This is a genomic window from Terrilactibacillus laevilacticus (assembly GCF_006517395.1).
Lineage (GTDB): Bacteria > Bacillota > Bacilli > Bacillales > Sporolactobacillaceae > Terrilactibacillus > Terrilactibacillus laevilacticus.
Map to the genome: position 1 here is coordinate 244,085 of NZ_VDCY01000002.1, position 19,188 is coordinate 263,272.

Genomic DNA, 19,188 nt, shown 5'->3' on the forward strand with positions numbered 1-19,188 from the left:
AAGGGTTTTCAGATCAAAGATTAGCTTAAATGTGTTTTAACGTAATCGATCACTTCGTCAACTGTATCTAAGTTTAAGAATGTTTCTTTATGCTTAGTAAGTTCTTCTTTCGAAAGTTTGGCAAGCTGGCTGCGTGCAGGTAAGATAGATGTTGCACTCATGCTAAATTCATCTAGACCAAGAGCTAATAGTAAAGGAATAGCTGTTTCATCACCAGCCATTTCACCACACATACCAGCCCATTTGCCTTCATTGTGTGCAGCTGTAATGACGTTGTTGATTAGACGAAGAATCGATGGGTTGTACGGTTGATACAAGTATGATACTCGTTCGTTCATACGGTCCGCTGCCATTGTGTATTGAATAAGGTCATTTGTTCCAATACTGAAGAAGTCGACTTCTTTAGCAAAACGATCAGCGAGTACGGCTGTTGATGGAATTTCAACCATCATACCAATTTCAATATTATCGGAAACAGAAGTGCCTTCAGCTACAAGCTTTTCTTTTTCTTCAAGTAAGATGCCTTTTGCTTCGCGGAATTCGTTAAGCGTTGCGATCATAGGGAACATGACTTTCAATTGACCATAAGAACTTGCTCTAAGTAGGGCACGTAATTGTGTTCTAAAGATATCTTGTTGTTCCAAACATAGACGAATGGCTCTAAATCCAAGGAATGGATTCATTTCTTTAGGTAGATCTAGATATGGAAGTTCTTTATCGCCACCGATATCAAGTGTACGGATAACAACGGGTTTTCCTTCCATTTTTTCTAAAACAGCTTTATAAGCTTCAAATTGTTCATCTTCAGTTGGTAATTTATCACGGCCCATATACAAGAATTCAGTACGATACAAACCTACAGCTTCACCGCCGTTATTAAGAACGCCTTCAATATCTCCTGGGTTACCAATGTTTGCGGCTAATTCAACGTGATGACCGTCAGCTGTTTTTGTGGATTCATTCACAAGTTTTTTCCACTCTTCTTGTTGTGCTTGGAAATCCGCTTGTTTCTTTTTGTATTCATCAAGTTCTTCCGGTGTTGGATCTAGAATAACTTCACCTGAAAGGCCATCTACAATAGCAAGAACGCCTTGTTCAGCTTTTTCCATGATTGTTTTTGTTCCCACAACGGCTGGAATCTCCATTGAACGACTCATGATGGCAGAGTGTGAGGTTCTTCCGCCAATATCTGTTGCAAATCCTTTAACATATTTACGATTTAATTGAGCTGTATCTGATGGTGTAAGATCTTCAGCAACAACAATCGTTTCTTCTGTAATGCTTGCAGGAGATGCAAATTGAAGATTTAATAAGTGGCTAATCACACGCTTCGATACATCGCGGATATCAGCTGCCCGTTCCTTCATATAATCGTTGTCCATATTTTCAAACATCGAAATAAACATCGACGATACATCATCTAAAGCAGCTTCTGCACTAAGACTATCTGACTCAATTTTGCTTTTCACTGCACCAACAAGTTCTGGGTCACTGAGAACAAGTAGATGAGCATCAAAAATGGCCGCTTTATCTGCTCCGAGTTCTACTTTAGCATTATCACGAATAACTTCTAGTTCAGATTTAGATGTAGCCAGAGCTTTTTCAAGACGCTCGACTTCACCTGCTTTGTCAGAGATGGTTTTACGTTCAATCACAATTTCAGGATTGGCTAAAACAAATACTTTTGCAATGGCAATTCCTGAAGATGCTGCAATACCTGTTATCTTTTCAGACATTTCATTCACCTAACCCTTCAGATTTCATCGTTTCTTCAATTGCTTGAATTGCTTCATTTTCATCTGATCCTTGCGCTGAAATTTTTACTTCTGCACCTTGTTGGATGCCCATAGCCATCACACCCATTATGGACTTCAAATTAGCTTTTCTACCATTATATTCAATATCTAAGTCAGAATTAAACTGACTTGCTTTATTAACGAGCGATGTTGCAGGTCTAGCATGAATACCGGCACTACTAGTCACCTTAAAAATCTTTTCAACCATGGTCGCTAACCCCTTTATCTTATTACTAACTTCTTCATTATATCAAGGATACTTGTTCTTTTGAATACGCTTTAAAAAAATATATAAAGTTGTCAAATTTAAATGTCTATTAAAAATAAAGCTGTATTTCTCAAGTGAATGAACACTCCGAGAAATAACAGCAAATATTATTATGCCTGTTCTATAGGTTTTTTCCAAACGCCATATACAAGACCAGTGATTAAAGCACCGATAATAATAGATAGAATGTACAAGACTGGATTCCCGTTAACAAAGAAGGCGACAAAGATACCACCATGAGGAGCTTGTAATCCAATCTTGAAGAATAGAGCAAGTCCGCCAGCAACTGCCGCTCCAATCACACTAGAGACAATAACGCGTAGTGGATCTGCTGCAGCAAATGGTATGGCTCCTTCAGTGACAAAAGTAGCACCAAGGACGTAAGCTGTTAAACCTGTGTCCCTTTGTTGTTTCGTAAATTTATTTTTAAAGAAACTCGTGGCAATACCCATTCCAAGTGGTGCAACCATTCCTCCTGCCATAATCGCAGCTTGAGCATAGTAGAAATGAGCATCAATCATAGCAATACCGAATGTAAAAGCCGCTTTATTAATTGGGCCACCCATATCAATAACGGTCATTGCGCCCAAAATCATTCCAAGTAGAACAAGGTTACCCGTTCCTAAAGATTGAAGCCAATCCGTTAAAGCATTCATGATCCAACGAATCGGTGAGTTGACAACATACATAATAAGACCCGTGATAAGTACACCGAGAACTGGGAAGATCAAGACAGGTTTTAATCCAGCTAAGGCTTGTGGTAGATTTGCAAAGACTTTTTTTATCAAGACAACGACATAACCCGCAAGGAAACCCGCAATTAAGCCGCCCAAGAAGCCTGCCCCACTATGAACAGCCATCATTCCACCTACCATACCAGGCATGAGTCCTGGACGTTCCGCAATACTAAAGGCAATAAACCCAGCTAACACAGGGACCATTAAGAAAATCGCATTATCTGCACCAATTAAATGGAGAGCCGCAGCAAAAGGATTATACTGTGGTGAATTTGGATTACTTGAGTTTATTCCAAATAAGAATGAAATGGCAATGAGAATACCGCCACCTACTACGAATGGGAGCATATGAGATACACCATTCATTAAGTGTTTGTAAAAAGGATTTTGTTTTGAACCGCTACTTTCTTTTGTTTCACTTTTTGCACCATCTCCATTGTAAATAGGTGCTTCTCCTTCTACAATTTGCTTAATCAAACCTTCTGGATTCCGAATACCAGCGGTAACAGGTACTTGAAGAACAGGTTTACCAATAAACGGTTCTAGGTCAACTTTTGTATCTGCTGCAACAATAATTCCTTTTGCATTTTTGATATCTTCAGGAGTCAAATGGTTTTGAATACCTGTTGATCCGTTTGTTTGAACTTTAATCTCATAGCCCATATCTTTAGCTTTTGCTTTAAGAGAGTCAGCCGCAATATAAGTATGAGCAATCCCCGTTGGACAAGCTGTAACTGCAAGAACTCGCACAGCATCTGGATCTACTGGTACTTCCTTTTTAGGTTCTTTTGCTGCTTCTTCAGCAGCCTTTTTCTCTGCTTCTTCAGCTTCTTCTTTTTCTTCAAAAACACGAATAATATCTTCAGGTGTTTCCGCTTTAAATAATTGTTCACGGAAATCAGGTTGAATTAAGTAAGTTGAAAGTTTTGATAGAGTTTGTAAGTGAGTTTGATTGGCTCCCTCAGTTGCAGCAATCATAAAAAATAAATGAGCAGGTTTCCCGTCTAATGACGCATAGTCTAATCCTTCTACTGATCGACCAAAAGCGATCGAAGGAACTTTAACTGCAGCCGTCTTAGCGTGTGGAATGGCTATACCTTCCCCAATTCCAGTCGTACTTTCTGATTCCCGTTTTGCAATAGCCGCACGATAATCTTTAAGGTCATTCAATTTACCAGCATCATATAAGACCTTGGCCATTTCATCAAGTACATCCTCTTTCTTCGTACTCTTTAAGTTTAGATTAACCGTTTCGACCGTTAATAATTCTGTTACTTTCATTTATGTGTAAACCTCCTTTATACTTCCGATAGCTTTACTTCAGGCAATAAAGCTTCAACATCCTCTTTTGTACATAAATCAACAGAGAAAGCTGTTGCGCTACCTGACGCAGCACCATTATGAAAAGCTTTGACTATGTCACCGCTAACGGAATATTCCGCTAAGAAACCGCCGACAACGGAGTCTCCAGCTCCTACTGAATTCTTTACTTGACCTTTAGGCGCTGATGCAAAAACAGCATCCTCTTTTCCTACAAGGAGAGCCCCTTTTCCACCCATAGATACGATAACATGTTCTACACCTAAATCGATTAATTTTCTCGCATGCGAAACAATATCCTCAACGTTTGTTAGTTCAACACCAAAGTAGTCACCGAGTTCAAGATGATTTGGTTTAATAAGAAATGGTTTCATGGTTACGACTTCATTAAAAGCAGGACCGCTTGTATCAACAATGACTTTGACATTCTTCTTGCTAACGACTTCCATCATATCTTTATAGATTGTTTTTGGTAGTGATTCAGGCACACTTCCAGACAATACAAGAATATCTTGGTCAGTCAGTTCTTTTAATTGATTAAAAAGCTGATCTATGTTTTCTTTTGTTATATCAGGAGCATGTCCATTAATCTCTGTTTCTGTATCACTTTTAACTTTTACATTGATACGGGAGTCTCCACTAACTTCTATGAAGTTTGTCCGAATATCTTCTTTGACTAAGGCTTGTTTGATAAAGTCTCCCGTAAAGCCACCAATAAAACCTAATGTTTCTGAACTGACGCCTAAACGTTTAAGAACAATAGAAACATTTATACCTTTACCTCCAGGCATTTTCTTATCATTTTTCACACGATTGATTTGTCCAGTTCGAAACTCGTTCACATCTAAAAAATAATCAATTGAAGGATTTAGTGTGCATGTATAAATCATATCTCGACCGCCTCAATTCTTGTTATTTGTTGATATTTCAATAATTTTTTACTGTTCTTTCTATTATTGGTTATAATGACAGCTTTATTTAACGGATTTACAGAGCTAAATGTGACCTGATCAAATTTTGATTGATCGGCTAATACATAGCAGACATCTGACAACGACATGACCTTTTGTTTAATTAAACCTTCATCTGGGTCAGGTGTTGTAAAACCATACGTTGTATCAATGCCGTTCATTCCCATAAAGCATTTATCAAAATGATAATGTGCCAGACCATCAAGTGCCCCTTTACCAACAAAAGCACTGGTGAGTGTTTTAATTCTGCCGCCAATACTATAAGTAGGAATACCTATATCAACACATTGTTCAATGATAGACAACCCATTTGTTACTACAATTATATTATGTCTTAAAAACTCAACCATATTAACAACGGTTGTACCAGCGTCTAAAAAAATACAATCTCCCGGTTCCACCAAATTAGCTGCAAATTCTGCGATCGCTTTCTTTTGTTCAACATTACGAACTCTTCTTGCTCCTAGAGAAGTTTCAACATTCGGAGAAAGTATAGATTGAGCACCACCATGAAAACGTTTAAGTTTGTTTTCTTTTTCTAAATAACTTAAATCTCTTCTGATTGTTGCTTCTGAACACTGCGTCCACTCAGCTAATTCTCTTATAGAAACTAAGTTTTTTTCATTAATTAGGCTCAATATAAGATGACGTCTTGATGGAGTTAACACCCAAATCACCTCACCAATGACCATTATAGATGAATGCCCTTTCTTATTCAATCAAAAAAATGCAATTTCGCTCACAAATAAAACAAACGTTAACAAAACTTTAATAAATTTAGACGGATATTTTGTAGAAATAACTCGAAATTCCAATTAATTTGTATCCTTGATTGCTTATTTTATAGTTTTGTGATTATTTCTGATCATTTTTACTATACCCTTATTGAGACTGTCCTAACATGGATGATTGTTATCCTGTAATTGAATTTATATCGGTGCTATGGATGATAACCATCAAAATATGAAAATGGTCTTTTACCTAAAGAAAACTTGCAAAGGCGCAGACAGAGGCATAGTTGAACTTAATTTATTCTTTCTAAGAGCGCAAAAAATAACCATAAGAATCAATCGGGATTGATTCTTATGGTTATAAGTTATTGCTATGTTTTTTCTTTTATCCCGCCTTAACGGAAAGTAAAGACCCCCACCTCAAGATGAGTATCCAAAGAAGATAGGTGGGGATGACGCAGGCTAAAAACCAGGCGTCCTGTCGCAACGCCTGCACTAGCACATCCTGTGCGTCGAAAGACCCCCACTGATGGAAGTTTCACTTCATCAGACCGTAAACCACATGATCCAAAGCGAGCCATAAACGACGACGGCTGCGATATAAAAACCAAAGGCAATGGCTAATATTCTGTAACCTCGACCATGATTCTCATTAATGTGCATGAACATTAACAATTGAATAAAGGCTTGGCAAATCGCTAACAAAACGATAATAGTTAATGTTGCCACCGTAGGAAGGGATAATGAAACGACAACCCACAAAGCAAGTAACGTCAAAATAAGTGATAAAGCTAATCCAATAACATGTTTCCACGGAAATTTATTAAGTTCATGGTTATTTGCGCTCATTATAACACCAACCCTGTCAAATAAACTGCTGTGAAAATGAAGATCCATACAACATCAAGAAAGTGCCAGTACAAACCGATAATGAAAGCTTTACGAGCGGTAACAGGTGTTACTCCTCGTCTAAGAAGTTGAATAACAACGCAAATCATCCAGACAATCCCTAAGCTAACGTGTGCACCGTGAGTACCAACAAGGACAAAGAAACCTGATAGAAAGGCACTTGTTTGAATGGTCGCATGTTCCACAGTTACATAGGTTATAAATTCGTTAAGCTCCATGCCTACAAATCCAAGACCTAGTAGTAATGTAATGACAAGCCAAGCAACAAGTCCTTTGACATTGTGTCTTCTAAGTTCTATGGTTCCTAAACCACATGTAAAACTACTGATCAATAATAGAAAAGTCTCGATCATAAATTCTCTGACTTCAAACAAGTCTTTTGATGTCGGACCACCTGCTGTGTGGCTGTGCAAGACAAGGTAGACTGAAAATAGAGCCGAAAACAAGACAATTTCAGCACCTAGAAACACCCAGAAACCAAGAATTTTGTTACTGCCTTCTTCTGTAGAGTATTCAATCGGTGTATGATTTGTTGTCTCCATTACGATAACCTCCCTGCTGCACGTTCTGTTTGTTCCACTTCTTCAGCTGGTATATGATGATGGTCGTCATGATCTTTAAATGATCGTAATATCATACATACAACGATACCAATGGCCCCAGGTATCGCCATCCAGTACCATTCAAAAACAAGACCAAATCCAGCTATGAAAAAGAATACAGATAAGATAAATGGAATTCCACTATCATTTGGCATATGAATCGCTTGAAACGGTGCTTTGTAGATAGAGTCAGCTGTTCCCTTTTCTTTCATATGTGCAAATGCATCAACCGTTTCTACCTGTGGAATATGAGCAAAATTATATTCGGGAGCAGGTGATGATGTTGCCCATTCTAAAGTTCGGCCGTTCCACGGATCTCCCGTTGTATCTCTTTTTCCATATTTTGCACTGTAAACAATCATCCAAACCATAATAAGGAACCCTACACCCATACCGAAGGCTCCAAGTGTAATAATAAGGTTTAACGGTTCCCACCCTAAGCCTGAAGGGAAAGTATACATTCTACGAGTCATTCCCATTAAACCAATAAAATACATTGGTAAGAAACAGATATTATAGGAAATCATAAATACCCAGAATGCCCATTTTCCTAATCGTTCGTTGAGAATATGACCAAACATTTTTGGCCACCAATAATGTAATCCAGCAAACACACCAAAGACGGTACCTGCAATGAGTACATTATGGAAGTGCGCAATAAGAAAGTAACTATTGTGATATTGATAATCGGCTGGTGCAAGTGAAAGCATAACACCTGTAATACCACCAATAGTAAAGTTTGGGATAAATGCTAATGCCCATAACATCGCTGTCGTAAATTCAATTCGTCCTTTATTTAACGTAAACAGCCAGTTAAATATTTTTACACCCGTTGGTATTGCGATAATCATCGTTGAGATGGAGAAGAATGAATTGACCATAGCTGTATTACCCATTGTAAAGAAGTGGTGAAGCCATGTTGTAAAACTCAAAACTGAAATCGCAATCATAGACCAAACCATCGCTTTATAACCGAAAAGCGTTTTATGTGCAAAGGTTGAAATAACCTCTGAGAAAATTCCCAATACAGGGATAAGTACAATATAAACCTCAGGATGTCCCCATATCCAGAAAAGGTTAGCCCACATCATCGGTGAACCGCCGGCTTCTATTGTAAAGAAATGCGCACCGAATAAACGATCAATCGACATAAGTGCTAAGGCAATCGTAAGTACGGGAAAAGCAAATATAACAATAATCGAAGTAACTAGTGTAGACCAAGTAAACATTGGCATTTTGAACAACGTCATACCTGGAGCTCTCATTTTAAAAATGGTAACTAAGAAGTTAACACCAGTGGCTAAGGTTCCAATCCCAGAAATTTGTAATGCAATAAGATAGTAATTTTCTCCGACACCTGGGTCTAGCTTTAACCCTGCTAGCGGGGCATAACTAGTCCAACCTGCGTCTGGTGATCCCCCGATAACGAATGAAATGTTAAATAACATCGCTGCTAGGAAAAACAACCAGAAACTTACCGCATTAAGAAACGGAAAGGCGACATCTCTCGCACCAATTTGAAGAGGCACGGCAATGTTCATCAATCCAAAGATAAACGGCATGGCCATAAAGAAAATCATGATTGTTCCATGTGTTGTGAATATCTCATTATAGTGCTGAGATGTTAAAAATGTATTATTTGGGATAATGAGCTGTGCACGCATAAGAAGCGCATCAACACCACCCCTAAACAGCATCAATATAGCGGCAATAATATACATGATACCAATCTTTTTATGGTCAACAGTGGTTAACCACTCATCCCACAGCCACTTCCATTTTTTGAAATAGGTTAAATAAAATACGATCCCTATTGATGCTAAGGCAATCGATGCATCTGCACCATAGATCATTGGATCTCCTGTTACAAAAAAGGAGCCTAAGAACGATTTTATGTTTTCGATCAACTTACTTTCCTCCCTTCGTGCTGTCATCCGACATATCCATTCCATCCATGTCGTTGTCTTGGGATTTTAAATCCATATGATTTTCCGGGATATCCATATGTTCCATGTGATTCATTTTTTTCATGGCTTTATTGTCTTTTTTATCCAATTCTTTTGGATATGACGAAAATGCACTCGTTTTTACATTACTTGGTTTCAAAAGATCCTCATATTTAGACATCGTCAAAGCTGGTTTTGTATCTTTAATATTTTGAATCCAAGCTTTATAATCGGCATCTGTCTTTGATAAGACATGGAATTGCATCCCTGCAAAACCTCTACCAGAGAAATTGGCACTTCTTCCTAAGTAATTTCCAACATGATCAGCTTGCAGCCATAGTTTCATCGGCATGTCAGGCATTGTATATTGTTGACCACCTAGTTCTGGAACCCAAAATGAGTTCATCGATGAATGAGCAAATAAATTAAATTTGACCGGCGTATCCTCCGGAATAACAACATAATTGACCGTTTGAATACCCTCGTCTGGATATCTAAATATCCACTTCCAATCCGCAGAAGTTACATTGATAGTAATAGCTTCTTTTTTTGACATACCCTCTGCAGGTTTAGGTGGGCCGTCTAAAGCAAACAATGTTTTAACAGTTGGAACAGCTAATAAAATACAAATAATCACAGGGATAAGTGTCCATGTAATTTCAAGTTTTGTATTCCCATGATTATTAGGATCGTATCCTGCATGATTATTTTTTCGTCCAAATTTCACAAGTACGTAAATAAAAATAATGAGCACAACAGCAAAGATAAAGGCTGTAAGAATAACGGACCAGATAATCAAATGATATTGTTGCCGAGCTATAGGTCCCTGTGGATTTAACACAGCAATCTTATTCGTACAACCTGTTAAAAATAGCAATAATAAAGAACATGCTCCGATTAATTTCATAGCAAGTTTTTTCATAATTGCTTAAATTCCTCCCTTCTTTCCGTATACATTTTCTCTAAGTAGAATTCGCCTTACACGCAATCATTATTATAGCATAATTTTTCATTATAACCTCATTAAATGAATTTATACTATAATAATGTTTACAACAAATATAAGTGTCTAAATTTATTCGGTTTTTAGATATAATATCGACACGATTCGTTCTCTTTTATGCGAACAACCATTACTTATTCTACCATGTTATACCACTTTTCTTAGTCTATTCAAACATAACTCTTGGCATACAACAAAATAGCGATTAGTATATTATTCAATTTGATTAAAAATTAATATAATTTAAAAGTTTCTAGAGGAATATTTATAAATAAGGAAGGTCTTTAAACGTAAAGATAACTTGCCGATTGTGGGGCCTATAAGGTACAGACCGAGGCCTAGTTGCACGTAATACTTTCTTAAAGTGTTAAAAAGTTGCATAGCGATCGCTATGCAACTCATATATTTATTCTTATACAAGAATAGATCAAGTTATCTACTTTTTACTGAGGGATCGAGAGGGTTTGACCCGGGTATATAATAATGGAACTTAAGTGATTGGCTTTCATTAATTTATTGACTGTCACGTCGTGAAGTGTAGCTATATCCCATAAACTATCACCGCTCTTTACTTTATAAGTACCAGATTTTGATGATGGCGACGTAGATGTTACCTTATTTACCTCCGCTTTCACCGAGCCATTTACTTTTAATGTTTGACCTGGGTAAATCATATCTGATTTTAACTTGTTAAGACTTTTTAAAGTTGAGACAGTCGTCTTATACTTGTTAGCAATTTTCCAAAGTGAATCGCCTGAACTTACTCTATATGTACCAGTTGAAGAACGAGTAGTTGAACTAGTTGACGTGGTTGTTGTTTTTGGCTTATTCACGCTTGGTTGTTGTGCCTTTTGGGTAGCTCCTGAAATAGTCAATTTTTGACCAATATGTATTATATCTGAAGTTAGATGATTTAGAGATTTAAGAGTAGAAATTGATACACCATATTGCTGACTAATTTTCCAAAGTGAATCCCCGCTCTTAACGATATACGAACCGTTTGAAGATGAGCTAGTAGCTGAATTTGAGTTTGAGTTTGAGTTTGAACTTGTATTTGTATTTTGTGGATGGTAGGTCATATTGCTAGGTCCACTAGAGTTGGTATTCAGAACTCTTCGCGATGTAACATAAGCTTTTGACCAATATGATGAAAACACATTTGTTAAATGAACGCCATAAGTTTCTTCCGCATCGATCATTTTCCCATTTCCAGCGTAAATGCCGACATGATTAATACTGCCATTTTGGTCGGTGTCAAAAAATATCAAATCACCAACTTGTAAATTACTTTTACTTACTGGTTGTCCAACTAAAGCCTGCTGTGACGATACCCGAGGTAAATTAATACCGAAATTAGCAAATACCGTTTTTGTGAATGAGGAGCAGTCAAATGAATTCGTTACACCAACTAACGCTCCGTAAACATAAGGTGTCCCTAGAAATTTCTCACCAAACTGGATAATTTCTTGTCCTGATGCTGCAAATGATTGGCTATTACCAGCTAATACGATGCCTCCAGCCAATATTGCAGGAATAATTATTTTTTTCATCATATCCCCCCAAGATGTATAAAGTTCTGCATTCTATTTAATATAAATTTTTATCGAGAGCCATTAAAGTCTATTTTTCTAGTTAACAGGAATAGTAAAGCAAGTCATCTATAAAGATAGAATAACATCCATTCACTAGATGTCATCAGACTTTCCTATCAATTATATGATTAATTTAAAATTTTTAATTGATAACCTCTGATAATCAATATTATATGCTTATTTTACTATTAATCAACCCAAAACTTTGCAAATATTGTCGTATTTTACCTATATTTTGCCGTTTTTCTTGACTACTGAAGTTGTTTAGAAATTAATTAATTTTCATCAGAGAATTTTGCCTGATACATTGCAAAATCTGCTCTCTGAAGGAGCGTTAGAATATCTGATCCATCTTCCGGAAAGATACCGGTACCAATACTTGCTGAAATCGATATTTCATAGTTGTTAAAATAATACCTTCTAGAGAGTTCTTTCTTTATGTTCCGACTTATATCGTCGATCTTTTCTAAACAGCTATCTACTAAGACTAAAAATTCATCGCCTCCATATCGATAGGCATGAAAGTTGAATTGACTTTTTAACTTTTCAAGTCGATGCCCTATTTCCTTTAATAACTGATCACCCATATTATGGCCATAGGTATCATTTACTTCCTTAAAGCCATTAATGTCTAAAAATAAAATACCAAATCGCTGATTACTCTCTAAACATTCAACAATTTTTTCGTTAAATGAGATTCTGTTTGGCAAATCGGTTAATGAATCGAAATAAGCTAATCGATGAATCTTGGCCTGATTGTCTTTTTGTGCCGTAATATCCTTTATGACATGACCAAAGAGGCAATCTCTTTTTGTTCTGATAAGATAAGTCGTCATTTCTAACCAGATCATCGTACCATCTTGCCGTTTTGTCTTAAATTCAATGACATGATCCTGATGTAAAGGGCTCTCACATAACTTTCTTAAATTATGTATTGATTGATCATTTTTATTTAATATAAAGTCTGAAAGTTGCTTGCCAACCATATCGACTTTTTTATAGCCAAACAAGTGTTTCGCTGCATTGTTTACAAGTTGAATCGTTAATTTTTGATTTGAAATAACGATGGCGTCTTTTACCGTCTTAAATAGATCGTGATAAATATAGACCATATCTGACCTGTTACGTATACGAAAGCTTCTTTTTATTTCTCTTTTTAACCAATCTATGATAAATTTCATCATTCCTTGATTTATAAAATGAGTATCAACATCAAATTTTTCGTTTGAATAGAATAGAAGCACTGAAAAACCATTCTTATCTGTGATTAATTTCTTTCCTATCACGTCATATTTTCTAAAGTCAAATCTAAAATTAACCATATCCTTGCTAAAATCAAAGTAATCTATGAATGGCTGATTAAGCTCGTCCCCTGATTTCAGCCATGGTCCGACAGCGTTTTTCACTATTCCTTTTCTCTCAGATGAAAAAGAGACAATAGCTCCACCTAATCCACCTAATAGCTGGCAGCTTAATAGAATCAGATCGTTTATTTTTTCAGATAAACTATTTGATTTAGACATGATATCGGCAAGAAGTTGATAAAAGTCGTTATTTATTTTTAAGATTGTTTTTCCAAATTCAGAGGCCATCCATTTTATATAGATGTCTAATCTTTGTTGATCTTGCTGCGAAAAATGACTCGGCAGAGGATCCGCCAAAAGTAAATGACCGATCAGCCTTCCTTCTTTATCCTTTATAGGATTGCTAATAGCAAAAGGTAAATCCGGTAATTCATGATGGTCAATTAATAAATCGATTTCTTGGAGTTTGTTCTTAGAAATTCCGTAAGTTGATAAGGCGTAGGGACGTGCGTCTCTTAAAATGATTAAAATAGCAATGGACTTCTTTAGAGCTTGAGCGACTTCATACAAAATAGGATCAAGATTCTCTCTAAGTTCAACTACTGAGGACTTTAGGGGAAAAATGGTTTCAAGATTCCGATGCATATTTTCTATTTTATTGAGGAAGCTATCATGAAAATTCATATTTCTCACTCTTCCAACTTTGTCATTATGACACTTTTATACTAAATTCGAATAATTATATACATTCTTATATCAATAAGACTAATGCACTATAATTACTGATTATCATGAATAGATAACTTATATGTAGGTAGGAGATGCTCAAAAAAGATTGGTTTTTTCATTGAACATGAACTTAGGTTATAGTACTTATTAACCATTATACATAGCAATCTAACTTATTTGCAAGAATTTGATAGATTATTATACAACATGTAAAAAGACACAAGAATCTTGACATTAATTTAGAGCACAGTCCCAGAAACTGTGCTTTTCAATCGTCAAATGTTCACTTTATTTAACAGGTCAAATTTTTAACATTTCATTGTCGTTATCCAACCATTTTCATCAACCCAATAAATAGTACACTTTTTTACAATAAGTAAAAACTAAAGAAACTCAAAATAAGGAGAGATACTCCCCGTATCCTTCTTTAACAAGATCTTTCTTAGGTATAAACCGGAGAGCTGCAGAATTAATACAATAACGAAGTCCCGTTGAAGCAGGCCCATCATTAAACACGTGACCCAAGTGTGAATCAGCGTATTTACTTCTGACCTCTGTTCTAATCATACCGTGACTTAGATCGGTATGTTCTTCAATATGAGCAGATTGAAGTGGTTTTGTAAAACTAGGCCATCCACATCCGGCATCATATTTATCTTTAGAACTGAATAGAGGTTCGCCGGATACAATATCGACATATAGACCTTCTTCTTCGGTTGCATAGTATTCATTTTCAAACGGACGCTCTGTTGCATTTCGTTGAGTGACATTGAATTGAATATCCGTTAATTTCTTTCTTAATTCATGTTCATCCTTTTTGACTCCCCAATGTTTCTTAATAAAAGCATCCCGGCCCGATCCTGTAAAATAGCGTTTATAGTGGTATGAATTTTTTTTATAATAATCTTGGTGATAATCTTCCGCAGGATAAAAAGTTTCCGCCGGTAAAATGGGCGTCACAATAGGTTTCTTAAAGATACCGCTCTCTTGTAATTTCTTTTTGGATTCTTCTGCTGCAGATTTTTGTTCTTCATTGTGATAATAGATGGCTGTTCGATAAGAAGACCCTTGATCAAAAAATTGCCCATCAGGATCAGTTGGATCAATTTGCTGCCAAAAGATCTCAAGTAATTTCTTATATGGAAAAACAGTTTCATCATAGGTTATTTGAACAGCTTCAACATGCCCTGTTAAACCGGTTGTGACCTCTTCATAGCTGGGATTGATCGTATGTCCACCTGTGTATCCAGAAATGACACGTTCAATCCCAGGTAGCTCATCAAAAGGTTTGACCATACACCAAAAGCATCCCCCTGCAAAAGTCGCCAGTTGATAATGCTGGTTATCTTGATTCATACGATTTCTCTCCTTCTCTTTTACCATGTTATATCTAATTTACCCGTAATAAATAGGATATAGCCACAAATTTGCTTATCGTGTTCAAAGTAAGCTATCATTTTCTCATCACCTTATGAGTACATCATAATTTCGTCCGTTAGGGAATTCTGATAAACTGTTAAGAGAAGAGAAAATATATGGATAGTATACTCTAGTTAGAAGTCTACCGGTAACTGACGTCTTAAGGAGGAATTCGCGATGAAGCCAATCGAGCAGCACCTTGTTCAACCCCTTATTGATACCTTTAAGAATAAACAGATTTATGTACATCTTGAAACAACAAATGGGGCGTATGCAACACATACAGATCAAACCTTTCATTCAGCAGGCGCATTTATCCGTAATGCACAGGTTGAATTTTCTCAAGGGAAACTCACGGGGGAAGGTCCATTCCGTGTTGGTTTAAAAATGGAGTTAGGCTGGATCTATGCCGAAGGACTCACCGATTTTGAGATAGATGAAAAAGGACGCCTGCTCCTTGCAGGGCATAATCGTGAAGGTAAGTTAGCCATTGCCCTCGAATTAAGCGAACACCCTTTTTAAGAAAGAGGAGGTACTAATTTGAATAAAAAACCCATCCTTGTCATTTTCCCACATCCCGATGATGAATCATTCGGAGTTGCTGGAAGCTTGATACAATGGTCCAATCAAGGGATCCCGGTCACATATTTATGTTTAACACTTGGAGAGATGGGGCGCAATATGGGGTCACCTATATTTGCCACAAGGGAAACTCTGCCAATGCACCGAAAACAAGAGCTCCAAGAAGCCAGTCGACTCGCTGGAATTAAAGATCTTAGAATGATGGGCTACCACGACAAGACGATTGAATTTGAAGATAAAGACGCACTCGCCGATGTATTTATTCACGTTATTCATGAATTAAATCCTCAATTAGTTATTACATTCTACCCTGGATACAGTGTGCATCCAGATCATGATGCTTGTGGTGCAGCCGTTGTAAGAGCACTTGAAAAACTCCCAAGCCAAGACCGTCCACTACTACATTGTGTAGGATTCTCACATAATATTGTAGATGACCTTGGAAAGCCAGATGTCATCCGCGACGTGTCAGACGTTATCGATCAAAAGTTAGCCGTCTTAGCTGCTCACACATCCCAAACTGCACCCATCATCAAAGAATTGAAACAAAATCCGAGTCTGCAAGAACGATTTAAGACAGAGGAATTTTGGACTTATTCATTCGATCAGTAATAATGGCATGCTTTGAAAAACAATCTATAATAAGGAGAAGATACTTCATGACTCATTATAAAGCTTTAACTGTTGCTGGTTCTGATAGCAGTGGTGGCGCAGGACTACAAGCTGATTTGAAAACTTTTCAGGAACTAGGCGTATATGGTATGAGTGCCATTACCACGATTGTCGCTATGGATCCGTATAATAGCTGGGCACACCAAGTCTTTCCAATTAGTGTAGATATTTTAAAACCCCAATTAGACACCATCGTTGTCGGTGCTGGTATCCATGCCATGAAAACAGGTATGCTCGGATCTCCAGAGATCATTGAATTAACGGCAAAAACGATAAAAGAAAACGATATTAAAAACGTGGTTATTGACCCTGTTATGGTTTGTAAAGGGGCAGATGAAGAACTTCAACCAGAAAACACAACGAGCTTACGAGAACTTCTTGTGCCATTAGCCACCGTAACAACGCCAAATCTTTTTGAAGCTGCAAAATTGGCTAAACTACCACCTATTACAACGGTAGATCAAATGAAACAAGCAGCTGCCATCATCCATGATCTTGGTAGTAGATATGTGATCGTTAAAGGCGGAAGCAAACTTAACACAGTTAAGGCCGTTGATGTACTTTATGATGGTCAAGATTTCGAATTAATTGAATCTGAAAAAATTGATACCCCATACATTCATGGCGCAGGATGCACCTATTCAGCTGCCATCACAGCCGAATTAGCAAAGGGACGTTCAGTTAAAGAAGCGATCCAAACAGCTAAAGATTTCATAACCGAAGCGATTCGTCATTCATTCAAATTGAATCAATATGTTGGTCCAACAGATCATAGTGCCTATAAAAAGAGCTTAACTACCCAGAACAATTAAGGTACGCAAGAGTTAAGAACCTATCCATTTGATGCGGATAGGTTCTTCTTTTTTATTCTTTTTCTTTTCGCTAAAAGTATTCTGCGGGCATGTAACCAATCATCTCCCTAGGCGACTTTTTGACTCGCAAGCCTCCTTCGCTGCGGCTTGCCCTGCGGCGTGTCCTGTTACGAAAGCAGCCGTAATATTATAACCTCCTGTATAGCCGTGAATATCCATAATTTCTCCACTAAAATAAAGACCTGCCATTTTTTTTGATGCCATCGTTTTGGGATTTATTTCTTTTAAAGAGACGCCTCCACCCGTAATAAAGGCTTTTTCGATAGGTAAGGTTCCAGAGACCCATACTGGAAACGCCTTTAACATATGAGCCATTTCACGACATTTTTCATAAGATAATTCATGATAATTCATAATAGGTGATAAGTGAATCTTCTCGAAAAGAAACATCAAGTATCTTTCTGGAACAATCCCTTTCCAAGCCGTTTTCAAAGTTTTTTTTGGACTTTCTTTGGCCAAATGGAGAAGCCATTGAAAAACATCTTCTTGATTTCGATCTGGCAACGTATCTATTTGAACTTCTAAGTGGGGTACTTTGAATTTCTTGAACGCTTTAACCACAAATTGGCTTAACCTGAGTATAGCTGGACCCGAAAGACCAAAATGGGTAAACAACATGTCCCAACGATGTGTTTGAATGGCCTTTCCCTTTGGATTTACAAGGGTTACGGCTACATCTCGTAAAGATAGACCCTGCAGTACTTTCTGTTTAATAAAAGATTCATCAGATAGCAACGGAACTTCTGTTGGATACAAATCTGTAATCGTATGCCCACATGCTTTCGCCCACGCATATCCGTCCCCTGTCGATCCTGTTTGTGGAACTGATTTACCTCCTACCGCAACAATGACTGTTAACGCTCTAATTTTTTCATTCGATACAAGTTTTACGCCTTGCACTGAACCTTCTTTGTTTAAAATAGCTTGAACAGGTTGATTAACACGTATATCAACGTTCAGCGACTTAACTTTTGTTAACAAAGCATCAACGACAGACTTAGCATTATTCGATACAGGAAACATTCTCCCGTGATCCTCTTCCTTTAATTCAATTCCTAGTTTTTCAAAAAAAGACATAATGTCGTGGTTATTAAAAGCTGACAAAGCGCTATAAAGAAAACGACCATTCCCTGGAATATGGCGAATTAAATCATCGATAGGCATGGCATTGGTGACATTACATCTCCCTCCGCCAGAAATAGCTAGTTTTCGCCCTAGTTTATCGCCCTTATCTAATAATAAAACGGACGCACCTGCTTCTGCGGCAGCAACCGAAGCCATTAATCCTGCAGGACCCCCGCCAATGACTACTACATCATATATCATCCCTACACCTCTACCATCAAATTATTACAAAAACAGACTTATTATAACATCAAATAAAGAAAACTTGCCGATTGGCCAGCCTGTAAGGCGCAGACAGAGGCCAAGAATGTCACTTCGGCTTCGCCTTATAGGCAACTCGATGCTTAATCGAAGAAGATTATGGTAGTTGCACTTACACTTTATACCTTAAATTTTAATTCTTTCTTAGAGTGTAAAAAAATTCGATAAAAAACCCCTTTTTTTTCAAAAATACTTAGTTATCTTCAAATAATTAAGCTATTATTATATTAGATAAGGTGAAATTTCATACAGGAGAGGTTTCGATCCCTCAACTGTTTGTTAGTTATACCAATCGGATTTTTTACGGGCAGTTTATCCACCACTCCCGCGCTTCTTCAATTCCACTTAA

The 19,188-nt window shown here is 37.2% G+C and carries 16 protein-coding genes; 3 read left to right on the forward strand and 13 right to left on the reverse strand.

The window, feature by feature from the left end; genetic code table 11:
* Positions 1-20: 20 nt before the first annotated feature.
* The 12 genes from ptsP to msrA all read right to left on the reverse strand — a co-directional run bounded on the left by ptsP (position 21) and on the right by msrA (position 15,264).
* Complete coding sequence (gene ptsP / locus FG390_RS04155) at positions 21-1,736, reverse strand: phosphoenolpyruvate--protein phosphotransferase (protein ID WP_141189776.1); 1,716 nt, start codon at positions 1,734-1,736, stop codon at positions 21-23.
* Between the two features lies 1 nt (position 1,737).
* A complete protein-coding gene (locus FG390_RS04160) occupies positions 1,738-2,004 on the reverse strand; it encodes a phosphocarrier protein HPr (RefSeq protein WP_141189777.1) in 267 nt (88 codons plus the stop codon).
* A 170-nt stretch (positions 2,005-2,174) separates the two neighbouring features.
* Complete coding sequence (locus FG390_RS04165) at positions 2,175-4,082, reverse strand: PTS fructose transporter subunit IIABC (RefSeq protein WP_141189778.1); 1,908 nt, start codon at positions 4,080-4,082, stop codon at positions 2,175-2,177.
* Between the two features lie 17 nt (positions 4,083-4,099).
* A complete protein-coding gene (gene pfkB / locus FG390_RS04170) occupies positions 4,100-5,011 on the reverse strand; it encodes a 1-phosphofructokinase (RefSeq protein ID WP_141189779.1) in 912 nt (303 codons plus the stop codon).
* Positions 5,008-5,784, reverse strand: a complete 777-nt coding sequence (locus FG390_RS04175; protein ID WP_246092677.1) for a DeoR/GlpR family DNA-binding transcription regulator — start codon at positions 5,782-5,784, stop codon at positions 5,008-5,010. Before FG390_RS04175 ends, pfkB begins: the two co-directional genes overlap by 4 nt.
* 585 nt (positions 5,785-6,369) lie before the next feature.
* A complete protein-coding gene (qoxD, locus tag FG390_RS04180) occupies positions 6,370-6,672 on the reverse strand; it encodes a cytochrome aa3 quinol oxidase subunit IV (protein WP_141189780.1) in 303 nt (100 codons plus the stop codon).
* Positions 6,672-7,274 (reverse strand): cytochrome aa3 quinol oxidase subunit III, encoded by a 603-nt coding sequence (qoxC, locus tag FG390_RS04185; RefSeq protein WP_141189781.1) that lies wholly within the window; start codon positions 7,272-7,274, stop codon positions 6,672-6,674. The genes qoxD and qoxC overlap by 1 nt, the downstream gene beginning before the upstream one ends.
* Positions 7,274-9,238 carry a cytochrome aa3 quinol oxidase subunit I gene (qoxB, locus tag FG390_RS04190; protein WP_141189917.1) on the reverse strand — a complete coding sequence of 655 codons (1,965 nt, stop codon included), beginning with the start codon at positions 9,236-9,238 and terminating at the stop codon, positions 7,274-7,276. Before qoxB ends, qoxC begins: the two co-directional genes overlap by 1 nt.
* 4 nt (positions 9,239-9,242) lie before the next feature.
* Positions 9,243-10,202, reverse strand: a complete 960-nt coding sequence (gene qoxA / locus FG390_RS04195) for a cytochrome aa3 quinol oxidase subunit II (RefSeq protein WP_141189782.1) — start codon at positions 10,200-10,202, stop codon at positions 9,243-9,245.
* A 524-nt stretch (positions 10,203-10,726) separates the two neighbouring features.
* On the reverse strand, positions 10,727-11,836 hold the full coding sequence (locus FG390_RS04200; protein WP_258311550.1) for a LysM peptidoglycan-binding domain-containing protein: 1,110 nt from the start codon (positions 11,834-11,836) through the stop codon (positions 10,727-10,729).
* A 314-nt stretch (positions 11,837-12,150) separates the two neighbouring features.
* A complete protein-coding gene (locus FG390_RS04205) occupies positions 12,151-13,863 on the reverse strand; it encodes a sensor domain-containing diguanylate cyclase (protein ID WP_141189783.1) in 1,713 nt (570 codons plus the stop codon).
* A gap of 438 nt (positions 13,864-14,301) precedes the next feature.
* Positions 14,302-15,264 (reverse strand): peptide-methionine (S)-S-oxide reductase MsrA, encoded by a 963-nt coding sequence (msrA, locus tag FG390_RS04210; protein ID WP_141189784.1) that lies wholly within the window; start codon positions 15,262-15,264, stop codon positions 14,302-14,304.
* A gap of 240 nt (positions 15,265-15,504) precedes the next feature.
* Here msrA and FG390_RS04215 point away from each other — a divergent pair, with 240 nt between their 5' ends.
* Genes FG390_RS04215 through pdxK form a run of 3 tightly spaced genes read left to right on the forward strand, consistent with a single transcriptional unit; the run spans position 15,505 to position 17,393 of the window.
* Complete coding sequence (locus tag FG390_RS04215; RefSeq protein WP_141189785.1) at positions 15,505-15,849, forward strand: YojF family protein; 345 nt, start codon at positions 15,505-15,507, stop codon at positions 15,847-15,849.
* Positions 15,850-15,867: 18 nt separating this feature from the next.
* Positions 15,868-16,521, forward strand: a complete 654-nt coding sequence (gene bshB2, locus FG390_RS04220; RefSeq protein WP_141189786.1) for a bacillithiol biosynthesis deacetylase BshB2 — start codon at positions 15,868-15,870, stop codon at positions 16,519-16,521.
* 47 nt (positions 16,522-16,568) lie between these two features.
* A complete protein-coding gene (gene pdxK, locus FG390_RS04225) occupies positions 16,569-17,393 on the forward strand; it encodes a pyridoxine/pyridoxal/pyridoxamine kinase (RefSeq protein WP_141189787.1) in 825 nt (274 codons plus the stop codon).
* 99 nt (positions 17,394-17,492) lie between these two features.
* On the opposite strand, the gene FG390_RS04230 is transcribed toward pdxK, so the two are convergent.
* The gene (locus FG390_RS04230) at positions 17,493-18,779 is read right to left on the reverse strand and encodes a BaiN/RdsA family NAD(P)/FAD-dependent oxidoreductase (RefSeq protein ID WP_141189788.1); all 1,287 of its coding nucleotides are present in this window, start codon (positions 18,777-18,779) and stop codon (positions 17,493-17,495) included.
* Positions 18,780-19,188 lie beyond the last annotated feature (409 nt).